This is a genomic window from Amycolatopsis sp. NPDC048633 (assembly GCF_040650695.1).
Lineage (GTDB): Bacteria > Actinomycetota > Actinomycetes > Mycobacteriales > Pseudonocardiaceae > Amycolatopsis.
Genome location: NZ_JBEZHS010000014.1, coordinates 1 through 15828 on the forward strand (window position 1 = coordinate 1; position 15828 = coordinate 15828).

At 71.9% G+C, this 15828-nt stretch carries 15 protein-coding genes; 5 read left to right on the forward strand and 10 right to left on the reverse strand.

The features are described 5' to 3' along the window. Window positions 1-87: 87 nt before the first annotated feature. A complete protein-coding gene (locus tag AB0C38_RS24385; protein ID WP_360677206.1) occupies window positions 88-816 on the reverse strand; it encodes a hypothetical protein in 729 nt (242 codons plus the stop codon). A gap of 106 nt (window positions 817-922) precedes the next feature. After that, window positions 923-1807, reverse strand: a complete 885-nt coding sequence (locus AB0C38_RS24390; protein ID WP_360677208.1) for an SDR family NAD(P)-dependent oxidoreductase — start codon at window positions 1805-1807, stop codon at window positions 923-925. 93 nt (window positions 1808-1900) lie between these two features. Between AB0C38_RS24390 and AB0C38_RS24395 the strand changes: the two genes are divergently transcribed. Further along, window positions 1901-2569 carry a TetR family transcriptional regulator gene (locus AB0C38_RS24395; RefSeq protein ID WP_360677210.1) on the forward strand — a complete coding sequence of 223 codons (669 nt, stop codon included), beginning with the start codon at window positions 1901-1903 and terminating at the stop codon, window positions 2567-2569. Here AB0C38_RS24395 and AB0C38_RS24400 read toward each other — a convergent pair. From AB0C38_RS24400 to AB0C38_RS24425, 6 genes are all read right to left on the reverse strand, one after another. Beyond that, window positions 2562-4136: a hypothetical protein gene (locus AB0C38_RS24400; protein WP_360677212.1), complete on the reverse strand. Its 1575-nt coding sequence runs from the start codon at window positions 4134-4136 to the stop codon at window positions 2562-2564. The two genes, AB0C38_RS24395 and AB0C38_RS24400, sit on opposite strands and share 8 nt — an antisense overlap. Before the next feature lie 135 nt (window positions 4137-4271). Then, window positions 4272-5579 (reverse strand): alpha-glucosidase/alpha-galactosidase, encoded by a 1308-nt coding sequence (locus AB0C38_RS24405; protein WP_360677214.1) that lies wholly within the window; start codon window positions 5577-5579, stop codon window positions 4272-4274. 46 nt (window positions 5580-5625) lie between these two features. Next, a complete protein-coding gene (locus AB0C38_RS24410) occupies window positions 5626-6465 on the reverse strand; it encodes a carbohydrate ABC transporter permease (RefSeq protein WP_360677216.1) in 840 nt (279 codons plus the stop codon). Then, window positions 6462-7376 carry a sugar ABC transporter permease gene (locus AB0C38_RS24415; protein WP_360677217.1) on the reverse strand — a complete coding sequence of 305 codons (915 nt, stop codon included), beginning with the start codon at window positions 7374-7376 and terminating at the stop codon, window positions 6462-6464. The genes AB0C38_RS24410 and AB0C38_RS24415 overlap by 4 nt, the downstream gene beginning before the upstream one ends. A gap of 9 nt (window positions 7377-7385) precedes the next feature. Next, window positions 7386-8651 (reverse strand): ABC transporter substrate-binding protein, encoded by a 1266-nt coding sequence (locus AB0C38_RS24420; RefSeq protein WP_360677220.1) that lies wholly within the window; start codon window positions 8649-8651, stop codon window positions 7386-7388. Further along, window positions 8651-9478, reverse strand: coding sequence for an endo alpha-1,4 polygalactosaminidase (locus AB0C38_RS24425; RefSeq protein WP_360677222.1), 828 nt, complete (start codon window positions 9476-9478; stop codon window positions 8651-8653). The genes AB0C38_RS24420 and AB0C38_RS24425 overlap by 1 nt, the downstream gene beginning before the upstream one ends. Before the next feature lie 248 nt (window positions 9479-9726). Between AB0C38_RS24425 and AB0C38_RS24430 the strand changes: the two genes are divergently transcribed. The 4 genes from AB0C38_RS24430 (at window position 9727) to AB0C38_RS24445 (ending at window position 13503) form a co-directional block, all read left to right on the forward strand. Next, window positions 9727-10815, forward strand: a complete 1089-nt coding sequence (locus AB0C38_RS24430; protein WP_360677224.1) for an ATP-binding protein — start codon at window positions 9727-9729, stop codon at window positions 10813-10815. Continuing rightward, a complete protein-coding gene (locus AB0C38_RS24435; RefSeq protein WP_360677226.1) occupies window positions 10808-12076 on the forward strand; it encodes a hypothetical protein in 1269 nt (422 codons plus the stop codon). Before AB0C38_RS24430 ends, AB0C38_RS24435 begins: the two co-directional genes overlap by 8 nt. Beyond that, window positions 12061-12711: a response regulator transcription factor gene (locus tag AB0C38_RS24440; RefSeq protein WP_360677228.1), complete on the forward strand. Its 651-nt coding sequence runs from the start codon at window positions 12061-12063 to the stop codon at window positions 12709-12711. Before AB0C38_RS24435 ends, AB0C38_RS24440 begins: the two co-directional genes overlap by 16 nt. A 171-nt stretch (window positions 12712-12882) precedes the next feature. After that, complete coding sequence (locus tag AB0C38_RS24445; protein WP_360677230.1) at window positions 12883-13503, forward strand: hypothetical protein; 621 nt, start codon at window positions 12883-12885, stop codon at window positions 13501-13503. A gap of 37 nt (window positions 13504-13540) precedes the next feature. On the opposite strand, the gene AB0C38_RS24450 is transcribed toward AB0C38_RS24445, so the two are convergent. Together AB0C38_RS24450 and AB0C38_RS24455 are read right to left on the reverse strand one after the other, a co-directional pair. Further along, complete coding sequence (locus tag AB0C38_RS24450) at window positions 13541-14764, reverse strand: cytochrome P450 (RefSeq protein WP_360677232.1); 1224 nt, start codon at window positions 14762-14764, stop codon at window positions 13541-13543. Between the two features lie 166 nt (window positions 14765-14930). After that, entirely contained in the window at window positions 14931-15695 is a 765-nt protein-coding gene (locus AB0C38_RS24455) for a MurR/RpiR family transcriptional regulator (protein WP_360677234.1), read from the reverse strand. Window positions 15696-15828 lie beyond the last annotated feature (133 nt).

A 15828-nucleotide genomic window follows, 5' to 3' on the forward strand; every position in this document is an offset into this window, starting at 1 on the left:
AGCTCCTCGTCCTCCAGCAGCACGACCTTGACCGTCACTCGCCCTCCCCTACCGGAAACTGCGCCAGCACCCGGAACCGGTTCCGGTTTACCGGGCCTTGTTCTCCGTCTTGCCCGCGGCCGCGTGGCCGTTGCCGTTGACCGGCTTGGGGGCCGGCGGCTTCGGGGCCTCAGGCTTCTCCGCGACCGGCTTCGGCGCGGGGGCCGCGACCGGCTTCGCGGGGGTCGGGGGCACCGCCTGGTCGGCCGGGGTCACGACCTTGTCGGCCGGGACCGGGGCCTTCTCCTCTTCCACCAGCGGGTTCGACCGCTTGGCCTGCACGACGGCCACCACTCCGGCGGCCACCGCGCCGAGGACCAGCAGCCACGGCCAGCGGGCCCGCCGGCTGCGCTCCCCGCGCGCCACGCTCTTCGCTTCCTCCAGCGCCACGGCCAGGTCTCGCTTCGCCGTCGCGACGGCCTTGCGCCGCTTGCGGTTCGAGTCGTTCGCCGACCCGGCCACCGTCGCGATCGCCTGCGCCGCCTTGCGGCCGGGGTCGCGCATCTTCCCGGCGCGGGCCAGCACCTCGTCGCGGGCCGCGACCGAGTGCTTCCGGACGTCGCGGCGCGACGACCGGGTGCTCTTGTCGAAGTCCTTGGACGCCGAACGGCCGACCTTCGCGAGCTCGTCCGCGCCTTCCGTCAGTTTCCGATCGGTGATCTCCACCGCCCGCGCGGCTGCGGCCGCCCCGACCCGTGCCGCCTCCGCGGCGAGATCCCGAACACCGGCAGCCGCCGTCTTGACCGATCGCCCGACCGGAGCATCGCCCTGGCTCATGTGGCTCACCTCTCACTAGTCCCGCAGGCAGGGCCTGCTCAGTCTCACACCTCTGGGCTACCCACCAATCGGCCTTCCGGAACCTCCGACCACCCTTCGGTGTCGGTCAGGCCCGCACGTCGGGCAGGCTCTTGCCCCGCTGGAGGCGCCACGCGTCCCCGGATTCGTCGTCGTCGGTCGAACTGCTCAGCTCAGCCCACTTCGCGTCGGTGTCGACGCGGTGCTGCCACGCCTCGCGGCCGTACTCGTAGGCGTCGCTGCCCGCCAGCAGGCGCAGCGGCGGCTCGTCGAGGCCCGCGACGGTGAGCACCAGGTCGGCGACCTTCCGCGGGTCGCTGTTCGCGTGCTTTTCGAAGTCGGCCATCGCGCGGGCGGACGCGCCGACCGTCGCCTCGTACGGCTCACTGATCGGCGGCGTGGTCATCGACGCGCCGCCCCAGTCGGTGCGCATGCCGCCCGGCTCGAGGACCGTGAGCTTGATGCCCAGCGGGGCGACCTCGGCGGCGAGCGCTTCAGTGAACCCGCCGACCGCCCACTTCGCCGACTGGTAGGCCGTCATCCCGGGGCTGCCGACGCGGCCGCCGACGGACGAGATCTGGATGATCCGCCCGCCGCCTTGCTTGCGCAGCACCGGAACCGCGGCCTTGGTGACGTACACCGTGCCGAGGAAGTTCGTCTCGATCTGCCGGCGGAAGACGTCGAGCGTCGTGTCCTCGAGGGACGCGCGGTCGCCCTGGCCGGCGTTGTTGACCACGACGTCGATCCGGCCGAACGCGGCGACGCCCGCGGCGACCGCGGCTTCGGCCGCCGAGGCGTCGGTGACGTCGAGCGGCTCGACGTGGACGCGGTCGCCGTGGCGGGCGACGAGGTCGTCCAGGGCCCGGGGGTCCCGGGCGGTCGCGACGACGCGGTGCCCGGCGGCGAGCGCCCGCTCGGTGATCTGCCGGCCGAGCCCGCGCGACGAACCGGTCACGAAAAACACTGAACTCATCGGAAGCTCCTTCGTTAACGCAACATCTTTGCGTTACGCCGAACATAGCTCCGCTTCCGCGTTAAGTCAAAGCGGTTGCGTTATCGTGGTGGCGTGCCCCAGCCCCGCCAGCGCGCCCGCTCCGACCAGGACAAAGAGGTGCGCAAGACCGCCCTGCTGACCGCCGCGCGCGAGCTCGCGGCCGAGCACGGCGTGCGCGAGGTCACGCTCACCGGGGTGACGAGCCGGGTGGGCCTGCACCCGTCGGCGCTGCGGCGGTACTTCGAATCCCGCGAGGAGCTGCTGCTCGAACTGGCGGAGCAGGGCTGGGCGGACTGGCGCTCGCGGCTCCTGGCCGACCTCGCCGCCTTCGACGGCCGCCGGCCGAGCCCGGTCGAGGTCGCCGAGGCCGTCGCCGGGTCACTGGACGCGCTCCCCCTGTTCTGCGACCTGCAGACGCACGTCGGCCTCAGCCTGGAGGGCGCGGTCCGGCTGGAGCGGGCGCGCCAGTACAAGACCGCGGCCACGACGGCGTACGACGCGATGACGTCGGCCCTGGTCGAGACCGGCGCCGGCCTCGACGCCGAGGGCGCCCGGACCCTGCTGACGGCGGCGATGAGCTGCGCGGCGTACCTGTCCCAGCTCTCGCGGCCGTCGCCGACCCTGCGTCAGCTGTACGAGGAGGTGCCGAGGTGGGCCCACAGCGCGCTGCGGTTCCGGGAGCAGCTGACGACGTTGCTGCGGGCGGTCGCCGTGGGCGTCGCGAAGCCGCCGCTCACCTGAACGCCGCGTCGAGTTCCTGGCCCGCCTTGTCCATCGCCTCTTTCGCCGAAGCGTCCGCCCGTTCGAGGTAGTTCGCGGCGGCGATCAGGTACTCCCCCACCTCCACCACCTGCTTCCCGGTCGTGTCGAGGATGCGAGCCAGATGGTCACGGACCGGTCTCCAGTAGTCCCACGGCCCGGTCTTGGTCAGACCGATCGCCCTACCGGGAAGCTCCGGGCGGATCCACGTCGAATTGTCCGAGTAGACCTCGTGCACGCGCTGCGACGCGGCGAGAAGCTCTTCTCCCAGTTCGTCGGCGAACGTCTTCCCCGCATCGCGAAGGCGTTCGCACTCGACGGCGATGTCGACGTTGCGCGGGTTTGCCGGCTGGGAGTCCTTGAGGACTTCGCTCGTGTTCATGGTGAAGCACGTCCGGTAGATCCCGGCTTCCACGTCGTAGACGGCTTGCTCGGTCTCGATGTGCGACTTGGCCACGCTGAGCAGGTCCACGCTGTCGCTCTCGTCGATCTGGACCTGGGATTCGAGGTCGAGGATCTGCCCGCTGTCCAAGGTGGCCTCCACCGACCGGATGATCTCCTCCGCGGTGGCCCCGTCGATCGAAGCCGGGATGTCGAACACCTCCTTGGAGTTGTGCTCGATCCGGTCGATGAGCGCGTCGGCGGCGGCCAGGACGAGCCCCGCGGCCGCCAGGCCGATGCCGACGGCCGTGGCCACGGGGATCAACCCCATCGCGCCGACGACCCAGCCGGCGCTCTTGATGACGGCCTGGACAGCGTCGCCGTCGCTGCGGAAATCCATCCTCCGCGTGGCCTGCCGCCCGATCTCCATCACGCTGGCCCGCGTGCTCTGCCACATGTTCCCCATGCCCTCGAGCTGGGCGGCCAGCATCTCTCCGAGGACGTAGAGGTTGAGCAGGGTTCCCTGCAGCGGGATGACGAACCGGTCGATCGGGCCGTTGATCTGCGGCGCCCACATCCGTTCGGGCGGCGTCGTGCCCTGCGCGCCCGGATCGTGCGCGATGAGCCCGAGCGTGCGGCACGCCAGGTAGTAGGACTCGCCCGGCACGTTGACGACACCCAGCGGCTTGACCGCGTCCCGGAGCCGGGTGGCGGCCTCCCAGAAGTCCTTCTCGTACGGCATCTGGTCGACCTCGTCCCAGAGCTCGAAGGCCTGGTCCACCCGGGCCTCCCACCCGCCGTAGAGTCCCGCGAACCCGGAGCCCATCGTCCCCCACACGTCGAACTCCGCGATGCGGTTGCCCTGGTAGTCCTCCTGCCACCCCGTCCGGTACTTCGTCTCGTCGCGGGTACGCGGAATCGGCGGAAAATGGTGGTGGGTCATCCACGGGCGCGGCTCGTACCCGGGTTCGTTCTCCTGGTCGTGGAATGTCTCGTCGTGGTCGAAGGAGACACGAAAGCCCTCGTCCGCGTTCCCCGAGTAACAGCATTTCGGATTCTTGCCGAGGGTCCGGTCCCAGATGTCCCGGTTTATCGCGGCGCGGACCAATCCCCCTTTCATCGCCTCGACACCCTCGCGCGTATAGGTCTCCCGACGTTCGTTGGCCATGGCTTCCCCGTCCCCCTTGACGACCACGGCGCCGAAGATCCATTCCCCGGCCACCCGCCGTGGTGCGGGAAATATACGCCGAATCGTCCGGTTACCGGGGGTTTTCGTCCACGTTCAGCTCTCCTGGACCACCGGTCAGCGCCCGAGGGTGGCGCGCAAGGCGGGCTGGAGCCGGTTGCCGTGCGCGCGGACCAGGTCGTCGCACAGCTCGAAAATCCGCTCGACCGGTAACGTGGCCGCGGTGGCCGGGTCGGTCATCGCCGCGTGCCGGATGTGGCGCGGGTCGTCCTCGACGGCCGCGCGCACGACGAGGTCGTTGACGCTCAGGTACGTCCGGTTGAGCGCGGCGAGCTGCGGCGGCAGCGCGCCGATCCGGGTCGGCCGGACGCCGGTGCCGTCGGCCAGGCACGGCACCTCGACCACACCGCCGGACGGCAGGTTCTCGATCAGGCCCCGGTTGACGACGTTGCCGTAGACGGTCCGCGGTGTGCCGGTGAGGACACTGTGGACGATCTGCGGCGCGTACTCGCCGGTGCCTTCGACGGGCAGTGGCTCGTCGGCCGCGATCGCCCGCCGGGTGCGTTCGTACTCGGCTTCGTTCTCCGCGACGATGTCCAGGTAGGCGCCGACCGGCAGCCGCAAGCGCTCGATTTCGCTGTCGTGCTTGAGGTACCAGGGCACGTACTCCGCGGAGTGCTCGCTGGTCTCCGTCGGGTAGTAACCGAGCCGCCGCAGCATGTCGAACCGGACGCGCCGCCGCAGCTGCTCGTCGTTCGCGGCCAGTTCCCGCAACCGCGGGTAGAGGTCGGCGCCCGCGTGCTCGAACCGGAGCACCCAGGCCTGGTGGTTGACGCCGGCGGCGACGTAGGTGACCTCGCCGAACGGCACGCCGACCAGCTCGGCGAGCCCGTGCACGGTCCAGTACACCGAGTGGCAGAGCCCGACGACCCGGGTCAGCCCGGTGGCCTCGCTCAGGTACTGGACGTTCATCGCCATCGGGTTCGTGTAGTTGAGCAGCCACACCTCCGGGCAGACGTCGGCGATGTCCTCCCCGAGTGCTTTCAAGAAGGGGAACGTCCGCAGCGCGCGGAAGATCCCGCCGATGCCGAGGGTGTCGCCGATGGTCTGACGCAGGCCGTAGCGCGCCGGGACCTCGAAGTCGGTGCGCGTCGCCTCCCCCATCCCGATCTGGACGATGTTCACGACGAAGTCCGCGCCCGACAACGCTTCCCGGCGGTCCGCGTGCGCGGTGAGCACCGGCTTGACGCCGCGCACGGCGGCGATCCGCCGGGCCGCCCCCAGCGCGGTCGCCAGCCGGTCCGGGTCGATGTCGTGCAGGGCGACGTGCACGCCGGCCAGCTCCGGGTAGGCGAACAGGTCGGCGAGCAGGCCCTGGGTGAACACGACGCTGCCGGCGCCGACGAAGGTGATCTTGGGGGTCATGCGGGATCCGATCGGTGTGGTCGCGGGGGACGAGGACCGTGCGTGGTCAGCCCTTGAGCCCGCTGGTGGTGATCGACTGGACGAACGTCTTCTGCGCGCCGAGGAAGGCCAGCAGCACGGGCAGCACGGTGATGACGTTGCCCGCCATCACCGCGGCCCAGTTCGTGTGGTGCTGGCCCTGGAACGTCGTGAGCCCCAGCTGCAGCGTGTAGACCGTGTCGTGGTTGAGCGCGATCAGCGGCCAGGTCAGGTCGTTCCAGGTGGTCAGGAACGTCAGCACGGCCACCGTGCTCAGCGCGGGCCGCGACAGCGGCAGCACGATGGTGAACAGCACGCGCAGCCGCGAGCAGCCGTCGATCCACGCCGCTTCTTCGAGTTCCCGGGGCAGGGACAGGAAGAACTGGCGCAGCAGGAACACCGCGAACGGCGTCACCAGCGACGGCACGATGAGCGCGCCGAGGCTGTCGATCAGGCCGAGCTTCTTCATCACCAGGAACGTCGGGATCATGGTGAGCTGGAACGGGATCGCCATCGTCGCGACCATCAGCGCGAGCAGTGCCCGCGACCCGGCGAACCGCATCCGCGCGAACGCGTACCCGCCCAGCACGCCGAAGAGCAGGTTCGACGCCACGGTCACCGCCGAGACGATCAGCGAGTTCGTGAACCAGCGCAGGAAGAGCGCGTTTTCGAAGACATAACGGTACCCGGCGAAGTCCACATGGGACGGCCAGAGCGCCGGCGGGAACCGGTTGATCTCGGCGTTGCTCATCACGGAGCTGAGCAGCAACCACACGAGCGGCACGGCGAACAGCAGCGCCAGCGGCACGAGCAGCAGGTGCCACGGGCTGAACGGCAGCCGGGCGGGCCGGGTCGTCCGTGCCCTCATCGGAGGGCCTTCCCGGGGCGGCGCAGCACACGCAGGACGACCACGACGACGAGCAAGGCGAGCGCGAGCACGTAGGCCGACGCCGCGCCGTAGCCGGCGGTGAAGTTCTTGAACGCCTGCTCCCAGACGAAGTAGACGATGACCGTGGTGGAGCCGAGCGGGCCGCCCTTGGTCGTCACGTAGACCAGGTCGAACACCTGCAGTGACGTGATCAGCTGCCACAGCACGAGGAACAGCGTCACCGGCATGACCGCGGGCAGCGTCACGTGCCGGAGCACGCGCCAGGTTCCGGCGCCGTCCAGCCGCGCGGCCTCGACCAGCGACGGCGGGACGTCCTGCAGCGCGGCCAGGTACACCACGACGCAGAAGCCGGTGCCGCTCCACAACGTGATCCCGACCAGCACCAGCAGCGCCTGCGCCGGGTCGGTCAGGAACCCCTGCGGGGACACGCCGAGGTGGTGCAGCAGCGAGTTGGCCGCGCCGAACTGCGGGTCGAGGATGAAGGAGAACAGCACGCCCTGGGCCGTCGCCGACAGCACGAACGGGACGAACACGAGGGTCCGGTACAGCCCGGCCAGCCGGATGCGCCGGTTCAGCGCCTGCGCCAGCAGGAACCCGAACAGGATGCTGAGCGGGACGTAGAGCACCGTGTACAGCACGGTGTTCCCGACTGCCTGGGCGAAGCGCGGGTCCTGGGCGAGGGCGGCGTAGTTGTCCAGGCCGGTCCAGCGACTCGGGGTCACGAGGTCGTCGACCTGGAAGGAGAGCACCAGCGACCAGGCCACGGGGACCACGCCGAGGCCGAGGATGATGAGCACGGCGGGCGAGACGTAGGCCCACGCGGTGGCGGTTTCGCGACGGCGCCTGCGTTGAACGGGTGTGACGGTGATAGGCCTCGGCAGTCCGGGCATGGCGGCTCCCTATCGCGGAATGATCAGGGCGGCGTTCGCGGCCGCGGCGCAGTCGCGCAGCGCGTCGGCCGGTGTCGCCTGGCCGAGCAGCACGGCGACGATCGCGGTCCCGAGGGCGGCCGACACCTGGGGGTAGGCCGGGTGCACCGGCCGGACGCGGGCGTTCTCCAGCGCGTCGACGAAGACCGGCAAGCCCGGGGTCTCGTCGGTTTTCTCTTGCCACGCGGGCAGTTGCTGCGTCCGGCGGCTCAGCGGGAGGCTGCCGGCGCCGTCGTCCCAGCGGACGTCCTGGGCCGGGTCGGCCAGCCAGGACAGGAAGGTGCGCGCCGCCTGGACGCGCTCTTCGCCGTTGTCGAACAGCGTCCAGGTGTCGGGTCCGGAGATGGTGATCGGACGGCGGCTGAAGCTCGGCAGCGGCACGATCGCGTAGTCGATCCCGGCGTCGGCGATGTCGGGCAGCTGCCACGGGCCGGTCGGGACCATGCCGATGTGACCGGCTTCGAACGCCTGGTACATCTGCTCGCTGCCGGTCTTCGGGTCGAGGTAGACGGACTTCGCCGCGGCGAGGTCGCGGACGACCTCCAGGGCGCGCACGCCTTGGCCCGCGAACCCGATGCCGCGCCCGTCCGCGCCGATGACGTCGCCGCCGAGGTCCCACACCATCGGCCACAGCCGCCACACGGTGTCCTCGTCGCCGGTGGCGGGCCAGGCGGTACCGAAGGTGCCGCTGCCCGGGTCGGTGAGTTTCCTTGCTGTATCGACGAAGTCGGCCCACGTCCAGCCCGCCTCGGGCACCGGGATTCCCGCCTGCTCGAACAACGTCTTGTTGCACACCACGGCCAGGGAGTCGAGCAGCGCCGGCACCGCGCGGACGCGGCCGTTGACCGTGACCGCTTCCCGGGCCGGGGCCCAGAAGCCGGGGCCCGCGTCGACGAGGTCGGTGACGTCGACGACGCTCGGGCTGCGCGCCACACTGGCCAGGTCCGAGCCGAAGACGTAGGCGATGTCCGGGAACGACCCCGACGCGAGCGCCGCGGTGATCTTCTGGAGCATCGCGTCGGCGAGGACGCCGCCGCCCAGGTCGATCCGGATGCCGGGGTGGGTGCCGTGGAAGTCCGCGACGAGCGCGTCGAGGACCTTCTTGCCGGTGTCGGTCTGGCCGTGCCAGACCTCGACCGTGACCGGGCCGCCGGTGGTCCGCGCCGGGCCGCAGCCGGCCACGGCCGCGCCCAGAGCCAGACCACCGGCGCCGCGCAGGAACCCGCGGCGGTCCATCAGCAGGTCTTGCGGACGTAGCCGGCTTCGCCCTTCGGCACGACGTCGAGGTCGCGGCGCACGATGCTGAGCGAGCTCCACCGGCTGCAGGCGGTCTTGAGCCCGCCGTCGGTGTACTCGATGACGATCACGTGGTCGCCGAACGCGGGCGTGAACTCATCGCAGTTCTTCTGCTGCCCGCACTCTTCGGCGATGGCGAAGTCGAGCCCGTTCGCCTGGCGCTGATCGGCCAGCTCGGAGGTGTTCTTCTGGGCGATCGCCAGGCCCTTTTGATGGGCGTGCGCGGACAGCAGGCGGATGTAGGCCTGGGCGTCGGCGTCGGACAGAAGTCCTTTGGAGCGCGTGAAACTGTCGTAGTTGTCGGGCTCGATCGCCTGGTAGCCCCTGGCCGCGCAGTCGTCGACCCAGGTGTTCACCTTGGCCGCGACGCGGGTTCGCTTGTCCGCGGTGCGGAGGTCGAGCAGGGCCTCGCCCCAGTCCTCGTCGACGACGACCTTGCCGTTCGCGTCGCGCAGCAGGAGATCGTCCCACTCCCCCTCGGCGCCGGGCTGGGACTGGAAAGCGTTGACGTAGCAGATGTTGTAGAGCCCGGCGGCGGGCTGGGCGGTGTGGTCGCGGCTGACGACCTTGACGTCGCTCGCCGGGGTGTAGGCGCCGCCGATCTGGTAGTCGAAGCCGGCCTTGACCGGCGGGGGCGTGACGGCGGCGGCCGGTGCCGCGGCGGCGGAACACGCGGTACCGGCCACGACAGCGGCCGCCAAGGCGGCGCCGGCGAGGAACTGAACGCGGGAAGAGGGCATCATCGGGCTCCGGATGATGGTGGGCACGACCCCGCCTCGGACCACGAGCGCGTCCTGGCGACTCAGTCCGGGCTCGCGGCGGAGGCCGACATACCGGCTGGGCGTACCTCTGACGTCGGGCGTCCGTTCCGACGTGCTCAGCAGTAAAGCGAGCAGCACCGGACATGTCAAGTGCGTGATAGTGCAGGAAGTTCGCCCTTATTGGACAGTATTAAGCGCAACACGAGGCCTGGTAGAAACAGGACGTCCGATTTCCGCAGTTCGACAGGGGTGCGATGACCGCCATTGCGCGGGGGCCGGTCGAGGCGCAGTTCCGCGCGTCGGTCACCCGGTTCGCGGGACCCGCGCGGGCCGTGGCCACGGCGTTCGTCGGGATCTTCGGCGTGGTCGCGGCGCCGGCCGCGTTCCCGGCCTTCGGCCTGCTCGCCCTGACCCTCGCCGCGGGCGCCGCCGACGTCTTCGGCGGACGGCGCACGTCGTTCGCGCTGTCGATGCTTCGGGCCGCCGCGGTGGTCGCGTGCCAGCCGTGGATCACGTCCGTGCCCGGCGAGGCGAGCCTGTGGGCGGTGAACGTCCTCACGATCACCGCGATCACCTGGCAGTGGGAGCACCCGCCGCGGCTGACCGTGCCCGCGCTCGTGGTGCTGCTGACGGTCGGGACGGCCGCCGGCGGCGGGGACTGGCTGCCCGTGGCACTGCGGGTCGTCGTGGAAAGCGCGCTCGCGCGGCTGGCTTTCGTGCTCCTCGTGCGTTCGACGGCGCGGACGGACGCCGTGCGCGCCGAACAGGCCGCTCTCGAGCGGGCCGAGGCCCTCGGCCGGGACCGGCGCCGCCGCGAGCGCGAGTACTTGGCGCTGCTGCACGACACGGCGTCGGCGACGTTCCTGACGGTCGCGTCCGGCGCGACGGCCGACCCGGGTGCGGTGGCCGGGTACGCGGCCCGCGACCTGGCGATCCTGACGGCCTCGCACCGGGAGGAGGACACCCCGGCCGACCTCGAAGCCGGCCTGCGCGCGACGCTGGCAGGGCGCGCCCTGCCGGTCGAGGCGGTCTGGGAGCCGGTGCCGCTGATCCCGGCATCGGCGGCGCTGGCCCTGGTGCGCGCGACCGAGGAAGCGTTGCGCAACGCCGAACGCCATTCCGGCGCGGACTCGGTTTCGGTGCGGCTGGGCGCTTTGCCGGGCGGAGTGGCGGTCACGATCACCGACGACGGTGCGGGATTCGACTTGGCTGAGGTTTCCCCGGCGCGGCGCGGGGTGCGCGGCTCGGTGGTCGAGCGGATGCGCACGGCCGGTGGAACGGCGGAGGTCACCTCGAGCCCCGGCGCGGGAACGACCGTGACGCTGAGGTGGTCGCGTGCGTGAGTCGGCGACCGACAGTGAAGAGGGGGCTGGTCCGGAGTTCGCGGCCGACGCCGACGGGATCGCATCCTCGGCGCAGACCACCGCCGCACGCGACGCCGCCGAAACCGCGACCGGCTCTGCCGCCGCGCACAACGCCCCTGGCGACCCCATGCCGGGGCCCGCCGCCGCGTCCACCGCCACCGCCGATCCCGCCATCCGGCTCGCCGCGGCCATCCGGATCGTGCTGCTCGGCGTGACCGCCATGATCCAGCTCGGGCTCGGCCTCGCTCCCCTGCTGCGCCACCACGCCGCCTACCGACCGCCCGTGCTCGCCGATCTCGCCTACGCGACCCTCGCCGGGGTCACCGCGCTCTGCGCCCTCTGGGTTCTGCGCCGGAAACCGCTCCCGGTGACCGTCGCCGCCGGTGGGGCGCTCGTCGTGCTCGTCGCCTCCTTCGCCGCTACCGCAGCGCTGCCGCCGGACTCCTTCTTCCGGGAACCGCACTGGTCCTTTGGGCTCGTCGGGTGGCACCTGCTCGTGCTGCTCGCCGACCGCGTGCCCGCGCTGCTCGTCGCGCTCGCCGTGCACACCGCCGCCAGCGTCACCCAGTTCCTGCTCGACGGCACCCCCACCCGCACCGAGCTCGGCGACGCCGCGATCGTGCTCTTCGGCGTGACCGTCTTCCAGCTCGCCATCGCCGGGCTGATCCGGCTGCTCGACCGCCGCGCGAGCGAAGCCGCGGCGGCCGCCGCCGAACGGGAGCGCCTCGCCATCCGGGCCGCCCTCGCCGACCAGGCCGGGCACGACCTGCGCACCGGGTTCGCCGAACAGCTCGGCGCCACGCTGCCGCTGCTGGCCGGCCTGGCGGACGGCACCGTCGACCCCCGCACGCCGGACGCCCGCGCCCGCTGCGCGCTGGCCGCCGCGCAACTGCGGCGGCTCTTCGCGGAGAACGACGACGTGCCCGACCCGCTGGTGCACGAGGTCACCGCCTGCCTCGACGTCGCCGAGCGGCGCGGGGTCGCGGTGACGCTCGCCGTGAGCGGCGATGTCGTCGACGTCCCGGCGCCAATCCGCCGTGACCTGACCGGACCCGTACTCACGGCGCTGGCCGCTGCCCGTACCCGGGCGCGGGTCAGCGTGCTGCGCACCCCCGAACTGGTGCGCGTCGCCGTCGTCGCGGACGGAGATGCCGAACCCGCGGGATCGGCAGCGGTCCCTGTCACGTCCCAGTCCCGGGACGGACAGACCTGGATGGAGGCGCGGTGGCGACCCGAGTGACGGCCGTCGTGGTCGACGACCACCCGGCGGTGCGCGCCGGCGTGGCGTACTGGCTGACGGGTGGCGACCCGCCGATCGACGTCGTCGCCGAGGGCGAAGACGTCAAGGTCGCCTGGCTGGGCGCGGGCGCGACCGCCGACGTGGTGATCTTCGACCTGCACCTGGGCGGCCCCGCGCCGGCGTTCGGCGACCTGCGGCGCCTGGCCGAAGCCGGGCGCCGGGTCGTCGTCTACTCGATGCGCTCGGACGACGACGTCGCCCTGCAGTGCCTCGAACTGGGCGCGCTGTGCTACCTGACGAAGGCCGAAGGCGCCGGGCACCTGGTGGAAGCGACCCGGGCCGCGGCGCAGGACCGGCCCTACACCCCGCCGTCGCTGGCCGGGGCGCTCGCCGGGGACCGGTCGGAGACGCGGCCCGCGCTCTCGGCGCGGGAGGCCGAGGTGCTCGTCGAGTGGTTCCAGTCGGAGTCGAAGGAGTTCGTCGCGCACCGGCTGGGGATCTCGGCCAGCACGGTGAACTCCCACCTGGAGCGGATCCGCGTCAAGTACGCGCGCATCGGCCGCGAGGCGCCGACCAAGGCCGCGCTCGTCGCCCGCGCCATCCAGGACGGCCTCATCGGCGTCGACGATCTGTGACCTCCGTGTGGTGCGAACGGACCACACCGCCGGTGCGGCATTCGGGTTAGCTTCCCGCTGACGGAGCCGCGAGGGCGCACCGTTCCCGGCCGCCGCGACTGTCCTGGGGGCGGCCGCGGCGCTCGGCTCCGCCCGGCCGGAACCCGTCCGGCGGGCCTTTCGAGGAGATCCATGAAGCACGTCCGCACCACCGCCCTGCTCGCCGCCTGCGCCGCCACCTTCCTGCTGTCCGCGTGCGGCGAGGAGTCCGGACAGGCCGCGCCCGCCGCCCCGACCAGCGTCCCCGCCGCCCCTGCGTCCGACTCCCCCGAGTCGTCGACGGCCGCGGCCGCTCCGGCGGGCGACGTCACGAAGCCCGGCACCGAACTGAAGCTCGGCGAGCGCGCGGTGGTCCCGTTCAAGTACGGCACCAGCAAGTCCGGCACCATCGCGATCACGGTGACCGCAATCGAAAAGGGCGCCAACGCCGACCTCGCGAAGTACGGCGACAAAGCAAAAGGAATCACGCCGTTCTACCTGCGGGCGACGGTCGAGAACGTCGACGGCGCCGACCTGGCCTACTCCTCGGTGAGCCTGCGCGCGCTCGGCGCGGACGGCCGCTCGACCGGCGTGATCATCACCGGCAGCACCGACCAGTGCAAGTCCGGGACCGCGGGCAAGGACTTCACCAAGGCGGGCGCGAAGTTCGAGACCTGCACGCTGCAGGGCGCGCGCGAAGGCAGCGAGGTCGGCGCCGCGACGTTCGACAAGGGCGACGGCTACGACAAGTCCCCGCTGGTCTGGAAGAACTGACCCGTGCCACGGCCGGTTCGCCGGCCGTGGCCGCGCGTCACCGGGTGAGGGGCAGGGCCGCCATCCCGCGCAGCGCCGGGTTCGGGCGGCGCTGCACCTCGCCCGCGATCCGCAAGGTCGGGAAGCGCTTTCCCAGCTGTTCGACCAGAACGGTCATCTCCAGCCGGGCCAGGGCCGCGCCGAGGCACAGGTGCAGGCCGTGCCCGAAGAACAGACCGCGGCCCGCGTCGCGGGTGATGGCGAAGCGGTCCGGGGCCGCGAACCGCTCCGGGTCCCGGTTCGCCGCTCCGTTGAGCGCCACGATCACGTCCCCCTCCTGGATCTCCACCCCGTCGAGCACCGCCGGCCGGACAGCCGCGCGCTGGCTCATCTGGGCGGCGCCGTCCCACCGCAGCATCTCCTCGGCCGCGCCCGCCGCCAAACCGGGGTCGCCCGCGAGCAGGGCGAACTGCTCCGGGTGGGTCAGCAGCGCGTGGATCCCGAGGCCCAGCGCACCGGCGGTGGTCTCGTAGCCGCCGCCGAACAAGACGAGCAGCGCGTTGAGCGCGTCCTCGTCGGACATCAGCTCCGCGTCGGCGGTGGGCCGGACCAGCAGCGCCGACGTCAGATCGTCCCGGGGTTCCGCCCGCCGCAGCGCGATCAGGTCCACGAAGTAGGCCCGGAACTCGACCGCGGCCGCGTCGACCTCGGCGCGCAGGTCCGCCGACATCGCCGGGTTGATCTGCTTGCCGATCAGGTCGGTGACGCGGCGGAGCCGGTCGTGGTCGGCTTCGGGCACGCCGACCAGGTCGCCGATCACCGCCATCCCGAGCGGGTAGAGCACCGTGCCGACGAAGTCCGCCGCTTTGCCGTCCGCCGTGGCGTCGGCGAAGTCATCCAGCACCCGGTCGACGGCCCGGCGGACGGCGGGCTCCAGCCCCTGGACGCGCCGGACGGTGAAGTCCCGCATGAGCAGCCGGCGCTCGCGCGTGTGCTCCGGCGGGTTCTTCCACGGCAGCAGATCGGCCAGCAGCGCCATGGCCGGATTGTCGCGCCAGCCCGGGGTGTGCCGGTCGCGCCACTGCGCGTCCAGCACCAGGAAGGTCTCGCCGTCGACGAGCACCCGCTGGCAGTCGGCGAACCGGCTGAGCACCCAGCCGCCGAAGACCTCGCTGCGGAAGATCGGCGCCTCTTCGCGGAGTTTCGCGTAGACGGGGTACGGATCGGCGAGCCCGGCCGGGGTGGACAGGGACAGCAGAGCCTCGTCGGCGGCTGCGGACATGGTGCTCCCTCCAGTGGCGAGACGGTGTCCGCAGTCTTCTCCCCGGCTCCCCCGCCGGGGCAGGGTCCGGGCCCCGGCTTCACCCGGATGGCAGGCTGCGCTACGGCTTCCTGCCGCCGACGGCGATCTCCGGCTCGTAGCGGCCGGAGATCGGGCCGCCGCCGCGTCAGAACCCCATCTGCTGCCGCAGGGTGTTGAGCGTGTGCGAGTTCTCCACCGTGCCCTCCACGTCCGAAGCGGCCACCCCCTGGATCAGCGCGTCCGCCACGACCATCGCCGTCGCCGCGTCGCCGGTCAGGCCCGTCGGGGAATGGGGGGCGATCAGCACCACCGAGACCGCGTCGCGGAGCTGGTCCGCCAGCTCCGCCGTGACGAGCACGCTGCTGGCCCCGACCGTCCGGACCCGGTCCAGCAGCACCTCGATGTCGACCAGGATCCGGCCCGGGTCGAACACCACCACGACGTCGCCGCGGTCGATGCCGAGCAGGTCGTCGGGCAGGCCGAAGCCCGAGGAGCGGATCGTGCGCGCCCGGCGGCCGAGGCGGCGCAGCTTGAACGTCAGGTGCTCGGCCGCGACGAACGACGAGGCGAAGCCGAACGGCACGATCTCGCGCGCGCCCAGCAGCAGCTCGACCGCCCGCTGGAACTCCTCGATCGCGAACCCGTCGCGCATCAGCCTGATCCGGTCCACCCACTCGGCCGTGACCATCTCCCAGACGTTCGGCAGGTCCCCCTTGGTCGCCTCGACCCGGCTCCGCGCCCGTAGTTCGGGTGCGGTCTGGTCGGTGAACGGCCGCGCGATCGCCGTCTTGAGCTCGGCCAGGCCCGCGTAACCCAGGCTCTGCAGGGTCCGCACCACCGTCGCGTTGCTCGTCCGCGTCTCGGCGCCGAGCTCGACGGCCGACCGGTAGAGCAGCTGCTCAGGCGTCATTTCCCCGAGCAGCCGGCACACCTCCTGCGCGGCCGGCGACAGGCGGTCCCAGTGCTCCCGGATGCGGGCGCGCAGATCTGTGATGCCCTGATTTCGCGTTAAGTCTGTTACAGCGGAGCCTTCTGGCGTATGG